This window comes from Rhodoplanes sp. Z2-YC6860 (assembly GCF_001579845.1).
In the GTDB taxonomy this organism is placed as follows: domain Bacteria; phylum Pseudomonadota; class Alphaproteobacteria; order Rhizobiales; family Xanthobacteraceae; genus Z2-YC6860.
The window spans coordinates 1,226,531-1,240,553 of record NZ_CP007440.1 but is presented as its reverse complement, the minus strand read 5'-3'; the positions used below and the strand labels follow the sequence as shown (position 1 = coordinate 1,240,553).

Below are 14,023 nucleotides of genomic sequence, written 5' to 3'. Positions count from 1 at the left end.
CTCGGATGTCGGCAATCAAGCGCCGATCCGCACCACCTGGCGGCCAAAATCGGGCGCCGAGACGTTGCTCTCGCGAATCTGGTTGCGGCCGGATTGCTTGGCGTCATAGAGCGCCGCATCCGCCAATGTGATGAGCGAAGCTGATTCGGCGCCTAGCGCCGGCAATGTGGTCGCGACGCCGACACTGACCGTGACGATGCCGTACTCGCTCGACGGATGCGGCTCATCGAGCCGCCGCACGTTCATCAGCACCGTTTCGGCGATGCGACGCGCACCCTTGGCGTCGGTGTCAGGCAAGAGGACAGCCAGTTCTTCGCCGCCATAACGCGCAGCGAGATCAGCGGGGCGCTGGACGGCACGGCGCATCGCGGCAGCCACGGCCGCGAGCACCCGGTCGCCCTCCAGGTGGCCGAGGCTATCGTTGAAGCGTTTGAAATTATCGATGTCGATCATCACCAGCGACAGCGGCTTGCGCTCGCGTATGGCACGCTGCCATTCACGCTCGAGCGTCTCGTTGAAGCCGCGCCGGTTGGCGAGGCCAGTCAGGTTGTCCTGGCGCGCCAGAGCGGCTTGGGCGGCTTCGGCGGTTTCTCTACGCCGCAGTTCGGAAACGAACAGCGCGACGAGCGCAAGAATACTGCCGGCCATTACGACATAGACGATCGACAGCATCTTGATCTTGGTCCACCACGCGGTGAACACTTCGGTCTCGGAAAGGCCAACCGTGACCATCAGGGGGAGATTGGCGACCCTTCTGAAGGCGTAGAAGCGGGAGATGCCGTCCGACTGGGCGGTAGCCCAGAACGAGCCGCCGGGGCCGTCCTTGCTGTGCTGAAACAGCGGTGCGCTGCTCAAGTCCCGGCCAATCAGGTCGTCGCCACCGAGATTGCGCGCCAGGACGATGCCATCGTCGCGGAACAGCGTGATGACGCCCTCCGTGCCGAGATGCACGGTCTCGAAACGCTGGCGGATGTAGTCGAGCTTGACGGTTCCCGAAACGATGCCGCCGAAGCTGCCGTCGGGGCGCGTCACCCGCCGGCTCAGCGACAGGCTCCAGATGCTGCCTTGCAGCCGCGCCTTGAATGGCCTGCTGATGTAGAGCCCGATGTCGCGTCCGGCGTCGCGGTGCATCTGGAAATATTCGCGATCCACGAAATTGCCCCGGCGCACCGGAAAGCTAAGCGAATCGAGAACAATCGAGCCGTCGGCGTCGAGCACAACCAGCGCACCGAGGCCCTGCGCCGTGGTCGAACGATCGAACAATGTGATCTGGCGCAGCCGCGGCGGCTGCGCCATCACGTCGGGATCGGCGATGCCGTCGAGCACCGCTTGCAGCGACAGATGATAGAGTTCGATGTCGCGCGCGATCCCCTGCTCGGCCAGCGTGGCGATGTTCCGAGCCTGCTGTTCGGTGAATTCCAGCGTGCTGCGATAAAAGTCTCGGCCGATGACAACGAAGAAGGCCAGCATGACCGCAAGGCCTGCAGCCGTGACGAACCAGACTCGCGACGGCGTTGGCCTCGGCCGAAAGGCCCGCCAATCCCTGCGCTTCTTTCCGGATACCGGGGCTGTGTCCGTCGTCGTTGTCATAACGGTCAGACGGTGACTTGCGGCACGAGGCGTGGCGATCCCGGCATCCGTGGCCGATCGAGGAAGTGAAGTCCGGCTTCGGTCGCGGTTTGCCAGACAACCTCGGATTTACGAATCACAGCAACGACGCCGGTCAGATGCAGATCGACCGTCTCGGGCAGTGTGGCTCCAGCCGGCAGCGTGATCCGCGCGCCTGTCTCTGAAACGTTCTCGATCAGGCATTCATGACGGGGCCGGTTGCCGCCCGTGTCCACCCAGCAGCGCCGGTCCAGGCGTGTGCGACGCGAGTGACGCTGATCCCGTGCCATGGCACCCTGACTTTCCCTGCCGACTTCCGTTCTATTGTTGCCGGAAGAATCGGGCTGCGGTCGTTACTTTGGAGCTAACGGGTCCATCCGTAGTTGCACGGAACTGTCGGGGAGATCGATTCAAGTTGTCGGGCTTTTCCCCGTAAAGAAAGGCCCTGCTCCCCCCCGGAAGCAGGGCCTCAAGTCGAGTCAACAAACGCGCTTCTTCAGGCAGCGTTATTTTTCAAACGGGCTTCATCCTGCGCTTTCATGATCAGCTCTCGGCTGATCGTGCGCAGATCGGTTGCGATCGCCGGATCCTTGCATTGATCTGCGAGGCGGGCGCACCAATGTGCGTAAAACTGAAAGTCGCGGCTGCTGTAAACCATTATGTTTTCGTAGCATCGCGTGTGTCGCGCGAATATCCGTACAACTACGCACGATGTGGGCTCATCGAATATCCAGCGGCCTCTGCGAGCTCCTGCGTCTTCGTCAGGCCAGGCAGACGCTGAAACATCGGAGGCGTCGCTGCGTTGACGGCATGCCCTATGGGCGAGACTGCTTTTTTGGTTATGGGCGCGAAGAACTGCCGAGACCGGTTCAAGCCGGCCCCTGCGTGATTAAGCAGCCGATAACCAAAACCGGGTCGCTTGCCGCCGTCCACAGGCCAAGTCCCGCTGAAATCGCAAAGAACTTTGCTAAGTTGTACGCTAAGGTGATTCAATCGAACCCGTATGGTTCCAGAATGGCCCGTGTCCTTGCGATCGACGATGATGGCGCCGTGTGCGCAACCGTCAGCGCGATTCTCGAGCGCGCCGGGCACCAGGTCGTCACGGCGCAAAACGGCCGCAGCGGCCTGAAGCTTCTCGAAGCGGACCGGTTCGATCTGCTTCTCATCGACATTTTCATGCCGGAAATGGACGGGCTCGAGACCGTTCGGGTCTTGCGCGGATCGAAGCCAGAGCTTCCAATCATCGTCATGTCCGGCGCCACGGCCGATCAGACCAGCACGCCCGACTACCTGTCGTTTGGAACGAAGCTCGGTGCCGTCGAAAGCCTTCGCAAGCCCTTCAGGCCGGCCACCTTGGTGGAAGCCGTCGACCGCTGTCTTGCCGGCGGAGGCTGATCGCAGAATGGCTCACAGCGCACGATGTGGCGAGGCTGAGTAATGCGTCTTTCGCTCCGTCTCGCCATCGCCATGATCTCGCTCGTCCTGCTGACGGTCGGCGCGGTCAGCTTCCTGAGTTACCGCAATCTCGAGACGGCGACCTGGCCGCGGGCCTTGGAGCGCATCGACGGTCATGCCCGGCTGCTCGCCTCCGAGCTCGAGGGTTACGCCCGCGGCGCCCGCGACGACATCCTGGGGTTCCGCTCTGCGGTGGCGCTGGAAGGCATCGTTCGCGCCCATATGGCAGGCGGGATGGACCCTCTCGACGCAACGACGGAGGAGAAGTGGCACGAGCGAATGGCGGCACGCTACCGCGCCGAGTTGGAATCGAAAAGTTCGTTCAATCAGTTCCGCATCATCGATGCCTCTGGAGCGGAAATCGTGCGGGTCGACCGGTCCGGGCCGAACCGCACGCCCCATGTCGCCCATGGTTCAGAGTTGCAATCCAGAGCCGACCGGGAGTTCTTCAAGGCCGCGATCGCACTGCCTCCGGGAAAAATCTACGTCTCGCCGATCGATCTTCTTCGCGACCGCGATGCCATCGCGGTTCCGCATGTGCCCACGATGAGGGTGGCGACACCCATCCACAAGCCGGACGGAGCGCCGTTCGGGATCGTCGTCATCAATCTGGACATGCGGCCGATTTTCGACCGGCTGCAGAGCCTGATCCGCCCAGGTGGCCAAGTCTATCTGGTTAATGAACAGGGGGACTATCTATTGACCCCTGATGCTGGAAAAGGCTTCGCTTTCGAATTCGGAAAACGCGCGCGCTGGCAGGATGATTTTCCCGACCTCGCCAAAGCCTCGATCCCCGATAGCGGCATATCGATGCCCATAGAAAATGTCGGCGGCGAATCGGGAGCGGCGGCGCTGATCTACGCCCGTCCGGCCGGAGGCCCACGCGTGGCGGTGATCGAGACGACACCGCGCTCGGTCATTCTGGCGCCCGCCGCAAGCCTGCGGCAGTCGGTCTTCGTCGCAGGCGCCATCGCTGTGCTGGCCGCGGCGCTGTTCGCAGCCTTCCTCGCGCGTTCGCTCGCCAAGCCCGTCGTGCAGATGACCCGAGCGGTCAACGGCTTCTCAACGGGCCAGCCGCTTGCTTTGCCAGTCGGCGCCAGCGGCGAAATCGGCGTGCTTGCCAACGCTTTCAACCGCATGGCCACGGATGCCAGGGAGAAAACCGCGGCACTCAGCCGTGAGGTTGCGCAGCGCCAGCGGATCTTCGACCGATCGTTGGATCTCATTCTTGTGGTCGATCGCAAGGGCACGTTCGTCCAGGTCAGCCCGAGCAGCTTCGCGATTCTCGGCTATCAGCCGGATGAACTGGTCGGGCGCAATGCCGTCGAACTCGTTTACCCGGACGATATCGACATCACCCGCACAGAGATGCGCGCCGCCCGGCGCGGCCGGGTGATGCGAAACTTCGAATGCCGCTATGTCCGCAAAGACCGCCACGTGGTCCCGCTGGAGTGGACCGGGGTCTGGTCTGAGGAGGATCAACAGCACTATTTCATCGGCCGTGACGTGACGGCACGCAAGGTCGCGGAGACGAAGCTTCGCGATTACGCCGAACGTGAGCAGCAATACATCGCCGCCGTCGAGTCCTCCCAGGACGCCATTATCACCAACACACTCGCCGGCACCATCACGGGCTGGAATCACTCCGCGGAGGCATTGTTCGGCTACGCGGCAGCAGAGGCCATCGGCAAGAACATCGGAATGATCGTACCGGAAGACCGTCGTGACGATCATCGCAAGATGCTTGTGCAACTCGGCGACGGTGCACAATTCGAGCATTTTGAAACGGTGCGGATCGCAAAGGATGGCAGACAGATCGACGTCTCGCTGTCGGTTTCTCCGGTCAGATCTCCATCCGGCGAGATCATCGGCGCCGCAGCGGTCGCCCACGACATTACGTCGCGGAAGCGCGCTGCCGAAGACCTCAAGCACGAGATGGAGGAGCGTCAGAAGCTCGTCGACATCCTGAGCAACACGATCGGCAGCATGACCGACGCCGTGCTCGTTGCGGACGACAAGGGCTCCGTCATCTATTCGAATCCGGCAGCCGAGAAGCTGATGAGCATCATCACCGGGCAGACGCCCGCGGAGTGGTCGGTGCCGAACGAAGTGCGGCTGCCGGACAGCAACGAGCTCGTTCCGATCAACGGGCGGCCGCTGATGCGGGCGGTGCGCGGCGAAACGCTCTCGAACTTCGAGATCGTCATTCATCACAAAACCGCCGATAAAATCCACAACGTGGTCACCAACGGCGGACCGATCCGCGATCGGAACGGCCGCATCACCGGCGGCGTCGTGGTTTATCACGACATCACGCAGATCAAGGAGACGGAACGGCAGCTTCGCCAGGCCCAGAAGATGGAAGCCGTGGGCGAACTCACCGGCGGCGTCGCGCACGACTTCAACAACATCCTCACCGTCATCACCGGCACGATCGAGATTCTCGCCGACGCGGTCGCCGACAAGCCGAGCCTTGCGGCGATCGCCAAGATGATCGACGAAGCGGCCGGCCGCGGCGCCGACCTCACCCAGCGCCTGCTGGCCTTCGCCCGGCGGCAACCGCTGCAGCCGCGCGAGGTCGATCTCAACGACCTGGTCGTCGACACCGTGAAGCTGTTGAAGCCGACGCTCGGCGAGCACATCGAAGTCGAGGCTCTGCTGAAGGATGGCCTGCCGCCGGCACTGGTCGATCCGAGCCAGCTCACGACCGCGCTGCTCAATCTTTCGCTGAACTCGCGCGACGCCATGCCCCATGGCGGCCGGCTGCTGATCGAAACCAGCCCGGCGTTCCTCGACGAATCCTATGCAAAAGAAAACCGGGAGGTGAAGCCCGGCCGATACGTGATGCTCGCCGTGAGCGACACCGGCGCGGGCATTCCGAAAAACATCCAGGAGAAGGTGTTCGAGCCGTTCTTCACCACCAAGGCGGTGGGCCGGGGCACCGGGCTTGGGCTGAGCATGGTCTATGGCTTCGTCAAGCAGACCGGCGGGCACATCAAGATCTACAGCGAGGAAGGCCAGGGCACGACGATCAAGCTCTATCTGCCGCCCTCGCTCGGCAAGGCGGAGGCGCGCGACACGTCGGCCGCTCCGGATGTCCAGGGCGGCTCGGAGGCGATCCTCGTGGTCGAGGACGATGCGCTCGTGCTCTCCTACGTCGTGACGCAGCTTCTGAGCCTCGGCTACGACGTGACGACTGCGACCAATGCGGCCGAGGCTCTGGAAGTGATCAAGACCGGCAAAAACATCGACGTGCTGTTCACCGACGTGATCATGCCGGGCATGAACGGCCGCCAGCTCGCCGATCAGGTCAAACTGCTGCGACCGAACATCGGGATCCTGTACACGTCGGGATACAGCGAGAATGCCATCGTGCATCACGGCCGGCTCGACCCCGGCGTGCTGCTGCTGGCCAAGCCGTATCGCAAGGCCGATCTGGCCCGCATGATCCGGAAGGCCGTGCCGGAGCGCGCCTGAGGCCCATCCGAAGCCGGACACGCCTCAGGGATGCGCCCGGCCTTCGCTCATGACGATGCGGATCAGATCAGCGGCATTCTTGGCTTCGAGCTTTTCCATGATGCGCGAGCGGTGCACCTCGATGGTGCGCGGGCTGATGCCGAGCCGCCGCGCCGCCTCCTTGTTCGACTCGCCTTTCACGATGCAATCCAGAACGTCCTGCTCGCGGCTCGTCAGCGGCTCGCGGCCCGGGAAGTTGAATGCCCTCTTGGCGCCGTTGACGGCAACGGCGCTCTTTTGCCGGGCGTTGGCCTCGACCGCTTCGCGAACCCGCGTGACCACCTCGCTGCCGCGAAACGGCTTCTCGATGAAGTCCAGCGCGCCGTTCTTGATGGCGTCGACCGCCATGGCGATGTCGCCCTGGCCCGACATGATGAAGATCGGCGCCGGATAATCCTGGGCGTTCAATTCCTTGAGGATGTCGATGCCGGTCTTGCCCGGGATGTGGACGTCTAGAATGATGCAGGTCGGGTTGCGCTCTTTGGCAACCTTCAGAAACGCGGCGCCTTCGGCGAAGCGGACGACGTTGTAGCCGGCGTTTGAAAACAGCAGGGACAAGGTTTCACGCACGGCCGGGTCGTCATCGACGATGAAAATCTCTCCCGACGGGCCTGAAGCTTGCATTCCGTTGGCCTCCTCAGCCCGCTCCTCTGTTCCCCCCGGACTGTCGATTACCGCCGCTTCAGCGGTGGCACAACCATCCCCTTGCGGGATGCGGCAGCTCTCAACAGAAGCAAATCGTTGCACATCGAACAGGTTGAAAGCCATACCCTTTTTTCGTCCGGAAGCCCCAACCGGAGCCGGCAATGTCGGCAAAAATTCAGACCGGCATGCGGCCTGCTCAATTCACAGACAGCGGGGGCAAATCCGAGCCGAGGTGTCGGACCAGTCAAAAGCCCGATGAATCGTTAGCAATTGGGCAACCATCTCTTTCATTCATCGGAATTGTACGTACAGCGCGTCGAACTGATCCCAGTTCATATACGGCCGATCGCTAACATCATCGACGGCAAGGCAACCGAGATTTGCGCCCGCGTCGACATGAGAGGCCGCCAATGTCCAGCCCCGACCGCCTTCAGCAGCTTGTCCGCCGCCGCTCCGTCCGGCTCGTCTTGGCCGGTGGACTGATCGCCACCAGCGCCTGGGCGTTTCTTCCCTATCTCAACTATCGCATCGCGAGCTCGGCCTTCGTCAACGCCGAACTGGTGCGCGTGGCCGCGCCGATCGCCGGCCAGTTGACCGTTGATCTTCCGCGCAAAGGCGATTTCCTCGACCAGCCGATGGCCCTGCCGCTCATCGAAGCGCGGGCGCCCGACCAGCGGCATCTGGTCCACCTCGAGAGCCAGCAAGCCGTCACCAAGGAACGGGCCGACCTCGCGCGCCAGCAGCTTTCCGAGATCGAGACCGCCGACAAGGAGTTGATGGCTCGCACCGCCATCCATCGCAACGGCGTGATCACGCGGCTGAACTACGAGCTCGACGAGGCGCGCGCCGAAAAGGCCGGCTGCACTGCGGAGCTTGCGCTGCGGCGCGACGTCAGCGGCCGGCTTGAGCAGTTGGTGAAGAGCGGAACCGTCACGGCCATCAAGAGCGCGGAGGCATCGGCCACGCTGGAAGCCACCTCGGCGCGCTGCGAGGTCGGCGATTCCAAGGTGAAGCGGCTCGAGGTCGAGCTGAAATCCGCGCAGGACGGCGTGTTCCTGCGCGACGGCATCAACGATGCGCCGTACTCGCAGCAGCAGCACGACCGGCTGATGCTGCGCCGTCAGGATCTCGAGGTCCGCGCGCTGGAGGAATCCGCGCAGTCGGCGCAGATCGCGGCCGAGCTCGCCCAGGAGCGCAGCCGCCTGGCGCGGCTCAGCCGTTCCGACATCTCGCTGCCGGGCCGGCACGTGGTCTGGTCGGTGGCGGCAAGCCCCGGCTCGGCCGTGGCGGAGGGACAGACCGTGTTCGATCTCGCCGGATGCCAGGATCGCTTCGTGACTGTCGAGCTTCCGGAGCGCGATTTCGAGCGCTTCCGCACCGGCGCACCGGCCTACGTGCGTCTCGTCGGCAGCGACGAGTGGACGGAGGGCCGCATCCGGCAGGTTCGCGGCTCTGCGGCGCGCACCGACGACCGCTTGCTCGCCGCGCAGGTGAAACGGCCGGACGCCAACAGCATCACGGTCGAGATCGGTCTGCCCGACGATGCAGCCAACCACAACAGCTTCTGCAACATCGGCCGGCTTGCCGAGGTGCGCTTCCAGCGCTCGCCCTTCGCATTCGTCGCGAGCATGACTCAGGCTCTGAGTCGGCTGGTCGGCTACGACCGGCCCGACGATCACCACCAGGCGGTCGCCGCGAAATAAGCGGCCAGCGACGCGACAAGGACAACCGACGTGCCGTCTTCGATGACGCTTCTCGAATTGCTGGCGCCGACCGCCTTTGTGCTGGGCGCGATCTACTTCCTGCGCAACAGCATGCCGATCGAGAACCCCTGGACGCGCCGGGCGCTGTTCTGCCTCGTCTGGGGCGTCGTCGCCTGGTACCTGCAATGGCGGCTCACCGTCACGGTGCTGCCGGCGGACGGCGCCTGGTACGAGATCGCGTGGCTGTGGTTCTGCTTCATCGTCGAAGTCCTCGCGATCTTCGACCAGCTCATTCTCTACATCTCGTTCCTGCGCACGACGAACCACAGCGCGGCGGCCGACCGGCACGAGGCGCGGCTGCGCGCGCTGCCTCCGGAGCAGCTCCCGAGCGTCGATATTTTCATTCCGACCTACAACGAGCCGGTCGAGGTGCTCGAAAAAACCATCACCGGCGCGCTCTGTCTCGACTATCCCAACGCCAAGGTCTGGGTGCTGGACGACGGCCGCCGCGAATGGCTGAAGGATTTCTGCGAAAGCAAGGGCGTCGGCTATCTCAACCGGCCGGACAACGCCCACGCCAAGGCCGGCAACATCAACCACGCGCTGACCAAGACCGACAGCGAGTTCGTCGCGATCTTCGACGCCGACTTCGTGCCGCAGCGCAATTTCCTGATGCGGACCGTGGGCTTCTTCGCCGATCCCAAGATCGGCATCGTCCAGGTGCCGCACGCCTTCTACAATCCCGATCCGATGCAGGCGAACCTCGCGCTGCGCAAGTCGCTGCCCGACGAGCAGCGGTTCTTCTTCGACGTGATCATGCCATGCCGCGACGCGTGGGACGCGGCGTTCTGCTGCGGCTCGAACTCGGTGACGCGGCGAAGCGCTCTGCAGGAGGTCGGCGGCGGCCTGCCGACCGACTCGATCACCGAAGACATGCTGCTCAGCATGACACTGCTGCGCAAAGGCTATGTCACCCGCTACCTCAGCGAGCACCTGGCGTATGGGCTGGCCCCGGAATCGGTCGAGGCGTTCTTCGTGCAGCGCGAGCGCTGGGCGCGCGGCGCCATCCAGATCTTCTTTCTGTCGAAGGGTCCGTTCGGCCCCGGGCTCACCTTGATGCAGCGGCTGCTGTTCCTGCCGAGCCATTGGCTGACGTTAGGCCTGCGCACCTTCGTTGCGCTGATGGCGCCGCTGGTGTTCCTGTGGGCCGGCATCTCCCCCGTCTTCGATGTCAGCGCGCCGGATGTCGTGCATTATTATCTGCCGCTGATCCTGGCGACGGCTGGCGGCATGTGGGTGTTCGCGCCAAGCCAGCATCTGCCTTTGGTTTCGCTGGTGCAGGGCACGCTGCTGAGCTTCCGGGTGCTGCCGGTCGTACTGGCCACCCTGATCAAGCCGTTTGGTCACCCGTTCAAGGTGACGCCGAAGGGCGGCGCCAGCCAGAAGTCGGATTATTCGCGCGGCATCTTCTGGGTCGCCGCGGGTCTGATGGCCGCGACGTTTCTCGGCATCCTCGCCAACATGGCGCCGGAATGGCGCGTCGTGGACGACGTGGACGTACTGCCGGTCGTCGCCTTCTGGTCGGCGATCAACATGGTCGTGCTGTTCCTGGTGTGCATGGTGGCGCTGCAGGCACCGATGCGGCGCGGCGAGGAGCGCATCGAAATCCGCGAGCCGATCTGGATCGTCAGCCCGGCCGGCATGATCGCCGAATGCGAAAGCATCGATCTTTCGATCTCCGGCGTCGGCATCCGCACCGGCGCCGCCAGCCGCCTGTCCGTGCGTGCCGGTGATGCCGTTCGGGTCTTCGTCAAGGAGGTTGGGTTCGTTGCCGGCGCCGTCGTGCGCAGTTCGCAGCAGGCGGTGGCGGTGCAGTTCGACCTTCCGCCATCGCTGGAACGCGACCTGCTCATTCGCAAGCTGTTCACCGCGGGTCTCGACACCGTGGAGGTCGAGGCATCGGCCTGGTCATCCACGCGCGCGCTGTTCGCGAGCATCGTGACGACCCGGACCGATCACACAAACGCGGCCGAAGCCGCCGCGCCGGCGCCAGCCGAGAAGCCCGTGGTGAAGCTGCCGGCGCGCAGCCTCGTGATCGAGCCGCAATTCCAGGACCGGCGGCTCGCCGAAGTCGCGAGCAGCCGACGCGAGGCCGCGTAGGGCCATCGGCCGCATCGGAGGTCGGCCCCCTCTCCCCAGCGGGGAGAGGGTCGGGGTGAGGGGGCCTCACTCTATCGATAGACCGTACCCCCTCACCCGGATCGCTATCGCGATCCGACCTCTCCCCATGGGAGAGGTGAGGAGCGCAAGCGGAGCGAGTCGATTCTACCTCGATGAATCAGACTCGAGCGCCTCCGCATCAGTCGGCTTCCGACGCCTCCGCGATCATCTGGCGCAGCCGGCTGGTATCGACGAGCACCAGCGCCCCTGGGCGCCGCCCGATGATCCCGGCCCGCTCCAGCGCCTTGATCTCGCGGGCCACGGCTTCGCGCCGGATGCTGACACGGGCCGCGAGTTCGGTGTGCGCCGGAGGCGGCGACACCAGCGCGCGATCCGGGTGTCCGGCGACCGGTTTGGAAAGCCGGAGCAGCTCTGCATAGATCCGGTATTTCGCGTCGAGACTCGTGAACTCATGGACGCGCGTGACCAAATTTCGGATCTGCTGCGCCATCAGGGTCATCACCTGGTCGCAGATGTCCGGATGCTCGTGCAGCACTTCGCGAAACACCGCCGCGGGCATCTGCGCCACGGTCACGTCGGTGACCGCCACGATGCCCGACGAGCGAGGCTGCCCATCGATCGCCGCGAGCTCGCCGAAATACTCGCCGGCATTGATCTCGCGCAGCAGCGCCTCGCGGCCCGACAGCGCCTGGATCTTGACCCGCGCGGCGCCGCTGACCACGAAGAACACGTCGTTGCTTTCGTCGTGGTAATCGATGATCCATTCCTTGGCCGGCACACGCCGCCAGATGCACTGCGTGTCCAGCTTCTGGATCACCGGCTGAATCAACGAACGAAACAGTCCGATTCTGGCCAGCGTTTCGATCTGACGTGCCATCCGATCTATCCTCTGCCGGAGTGCGTCTGGTGCCGCACCGGAGCAGCCTGGCGCTGCAGCGGATTGGGCGAGCAGACCGCGCTGCCGCCGGTTCCGCGGATCTCGGCGAGACACATCGCAAAGCTTTGCATGTTGCAGTTCTCGAAATAGTCGCTGCCGCCCCACGAGCGGGCGCACCACGGAGCGTCGTCGTAGGCCTGGCTTTGTCCCGCGCTCGCGGCGACAGCCCAGACCGACAGTCCGAGGACGATGAGTTTGTGCATCAGGGATTCCTTTGTGCTGGTTTTCTGAGGGTTGGAGGTCACCGGGGGAAAGCTGTGGCGTTGCTTTCCCCCGGGCCTTCCACTTCGTGCTGAGGGGGACCGTTCGGCTGGCGACGGAGGAGCCAGCCGCTCAAGGCACGAAGTTTCGTTGAATGCGGAGCGCGCCGGAGAGGACGCCCTGGCTCGCGACGGTGAACAATCCGGAGGGAACGGAGCCGTTCGCCGATACCGCCGCCGCGCCGGCAAAGGCCGTGTTGACGTGGTTGTAGAGAATGTCGAGACCGATATCGAGGCTCGACACCGGCGACCACACCGTGCGCGAACCGACCTGCCAGAAGCTGAAGTCAGGCGAGCAGTTGGTCGGCGTGAAACCTCCCCCGGTCGCCGCCGAGCCGGCGCCGCCGGTCGCAAGGCCCGAACAAAGCGCCGATGTCGCCGCGTCGTTGTAGGAGACTCGTTCGTAGCCGCCATAGAGCGACGTGCGCCATTTCGGATTCCAGTAATGCTCGACGCCCGCGGTCACGCTCCACGCATCGGTCAGCGAAAGCGGGCTGCCGACGCCGCCGTAGACGGCGTCCGTCACGAAACCGATGCCGAGCTCGTTGCCGCGGCGGATGTTGAACGTGCCTTGGCCCTGGCCGGCGTAAGCCGAAGCGCCCTTCGAATAGGTGAACTGCGCCCCGAAGGTGTCGCCCTTGGCGGTCGGCAGATTCAGCACCGTGCCGAAGCCCGCCGCATAGCCGAGCTTGTCGTCGGGATGTCCGAGCCTCTCGAGGCCGCCGGCACCGCCGCCGATCGCCAGCGCGCCGCCGCCGGCAGCCGCCGCCGTGCCGGTCGAGTAGTAGGCCGACGACACCTTGGCCAGCGCGACCGAACCCTGCACGAGGCCCCAGGGCTGGTCGAGCCTGACGGCGCCGACGAGATTGGGCAGCGTCTGTCCGGCCTGCGACGAGAACGTTCCGGTGCCGAGATTGCCCGGTGCGCCGCCGGCATTGTTGTTGAGATTGAGGAAGCCCGCCGTGCCGATGGTGTTGACGACCGGCTTGCTGCGAGAGTCGTGCTCTTCGGCCGACAGGGTCGCCGACAGGCCGTTGCCGAGATCGGCCGTGTAGGCCAGCAGGTTGATGCCGGTGCCGCCGGAATCGCTGCCGATGATGTTGGTCTGAAAGGAGTGAAGGCTGAAGCTGTAGACGTCGAAGAACGACACCGCGCGGCCGGCGGTCAGGCCACCGAACTGAAGGAAAGCCCGGTCGATATAGGCGACCGCGTTGCTGCCGGAGTTGACGCTGTCGCCCGTGCTCCATTGGATGCCGGTGCGGGCGTACGAGCGGAGCAGACCGTATTCGGTCTGCTGGCGCGTATCGAACGACCACAGGAAGCGCGCGCGCTGGACGAAGGATTGCGATTCGCGGTTGTTGACGTTGTCGCGGTTGTTGGTCGAGCCCGGACCGACCGCAGGCGTCAATGTGCCGGCGGCGTTCATGTCGACCTCGGCGCGCAGATAGCCGCCGACCTTCATGCAGATGTCGGTGCCGGGGATGTAGTAGTAGCCCGCGCCATAGAGCGAGCACACCTTGACGTATTCGATCGGCTTGGCCTTGACCGGTAGATCGGCCGCCGGCGCCGTCGTCACGACGGCGATACTGGCTGCACCCGCAACCAATGCGCTTTTCACGTGGTTCATTTCGATCCTCCAGGAGTTTCTGAGGAGCAGCACCCGGATTTCCGGAAGCGCCGTCTCCGCTCGCCCTCGTTTCGGGATATGCGTCCCGTCC

General features: G+C 64.3%; 11 protein-coding genes. 4 read left to right on the top strand and 7 right to left on the bottom strand.

Annotation, left to right across the window (positions count from 1 at the left end; genetic code table 11):
* Positions 1-15: 15 nt before the first annotated feature.
* The 3 genes from RHPLAN_RS05690 to RHPLAN_RS39020 form a co-directional block, all read right to left on the bottom strand.
* A complete protein-coding gene (locus RHPLAN_RS05690) occupies positions 16-1,470 on the bottom strand; it encodes a GGDEF domain-containing protein (RefSeq protein WP_068014642.1) in 1,455 nt (484 codons plus the stop codon).
* Between the two features lie 125 nt (positions 1,471-1,595).
* Positions 1,596-1,898, bottom strand: a complete 303-nt coding sequence (locus RHPLAN_RS05685; RefSeq protein ID WP_068014640.1) for a PilZ domain-containing protein — start codon at positions 1,896-1,898, stop codon at positions 1,596-1,598.
* Positions 1,899-2,104: 206 nt separating this feature from the next.
* The gene (locus RHPLAN_RS39020) at positions 2,105-2,266 is read right to left on the bottom strand and encodes a hypothetical protein (RefSeq protein ID WP_157100079.1); all 162 of its coding nucleotides are present in this window, start codon (positions 2,264-2,266) and stop codon (positions 2,105-2,107) included.
* Between the two features lie 227 nt (positions 2,267-2,493).
* Here RHPLAN_RS39020 and RHPLAN_RS05680 point away from each other — a divergent pair, with 227 nt between their 5' ends.
* Together RHPLAN_RS05680 and RHPLAN_RS05675 are read left to right on the top strand one after the other, a co-directional pair.
* Entirely contained in the window at positions 2,494-3,003 is a 510-nt protein-coding gene (locus RHPLAN_RS05680; RefSeq protein WP_335341055.1) for a response regulator, read from the top strand.
* Between the two features lie 42 nt (positions 3,004-3,045).
* Complete coding sequence (locus RHPLAN_RS05675; RefSeq protein WP_068014636.1) at positions 3,046-6,540, top strand: PAS domain S-box protein; 3,495 nt, start codon at positions 3,046-3,048, stop codon at positions 6,538-6,540.
* A gap of 24 nt (positions 6,541-6,564) precedes the next feature.
* Here the strand turns inward: RHPLAN_RS05675 and RHPLAN_RS05670 are convergent, their stop codons facing one another.
* Complete coding sequence (locus RHPLAN_RS05670) at positions 6,565-7,203, bottom strand: response regulator transcription factor (RefSeq protein WP_068014634.1); 639 nt, start codon at positions 7,201-7,203, stop codon at positions 6,565-6,567.
* 431 nt (positions 7,204-7,634) lie between these two features.
* Here RHPLAN_RS05670 and RHPLAN_RS05665 point away from each other — a divergent pair, with 431 nt between their 5' ends.
* The gene (locus RHPLAN_RS05665) at positions 7,635-8,927 is read left to right on the top strand and encodes an HlyD family secretion protein (RefSeq protein WP_068014632.1); all 1,293 of its coding nucleotides are present in this window, start codon (positions 7,635-7,637) and stop codon (positions 8,925-8,927) included.
* Between the two features lie 30 nt (positions 8,928-8,957).
* On the top strand, positions 8,958-11,087 hold the full coding sequence (locus tag RHPLAN_RS05660; RefSeq protein WP_157100078.1) for a glycosyltransferase family 2 protein: 2,130 nt from the start codon (positions 8,958-8,960) through the stop codon (positions 11,085-11,087).
* Positions 11,088-11,286: 199 nt separating this feature from the next.
* Here the strand turns inward: RHPLAN_RS05660 and RHPLAN_RS05655 are convergent, their stop codons facing one another.
* The 3 genes from RHPLAN_RS05655 to RHPLAN_RS05645 form a co-directional block, all read right to left on the bottom strand.
* Positions 11,287-11,985 carry a Crp/Fnr family transcriptional regulator gene (locus RHPLAN_RS05655; protein ID WP_068014628.1) on the bottom strand — a complete coding sequence of 233 codons (699 nt, stop codon included), beginning with the start codon at positions 11,983-11,985 and terminating at the stop codon, positions 11,287-11,289.
* A gap of 5 nt (positions 11,986-11,990) precedes the next feature.
* On the bottom strand, positions 11,991-12,248 hold the full coding sequence (locus RHPLAN_RS05650) for a DUF3551 domain-containing protein (protein WP_068014626.1): 258 nt from the start codon (positions 12,246-12,248) through the stop codon (positions 11,991-11,993).
* A gap of 130 nt (positions 12,249-12,378) precedes the next feature.
* A complete protein-coding gene (locus RHPLAN_RS05645) occupies positions 12,379-13,932 on the bottom strand; it encodes a porin (protein WP_068014623.1) in 1,554 nt (517 codons plus the stop codon).
* Positions 13,933-14,023: the final 91 nt, after the last annotated feature.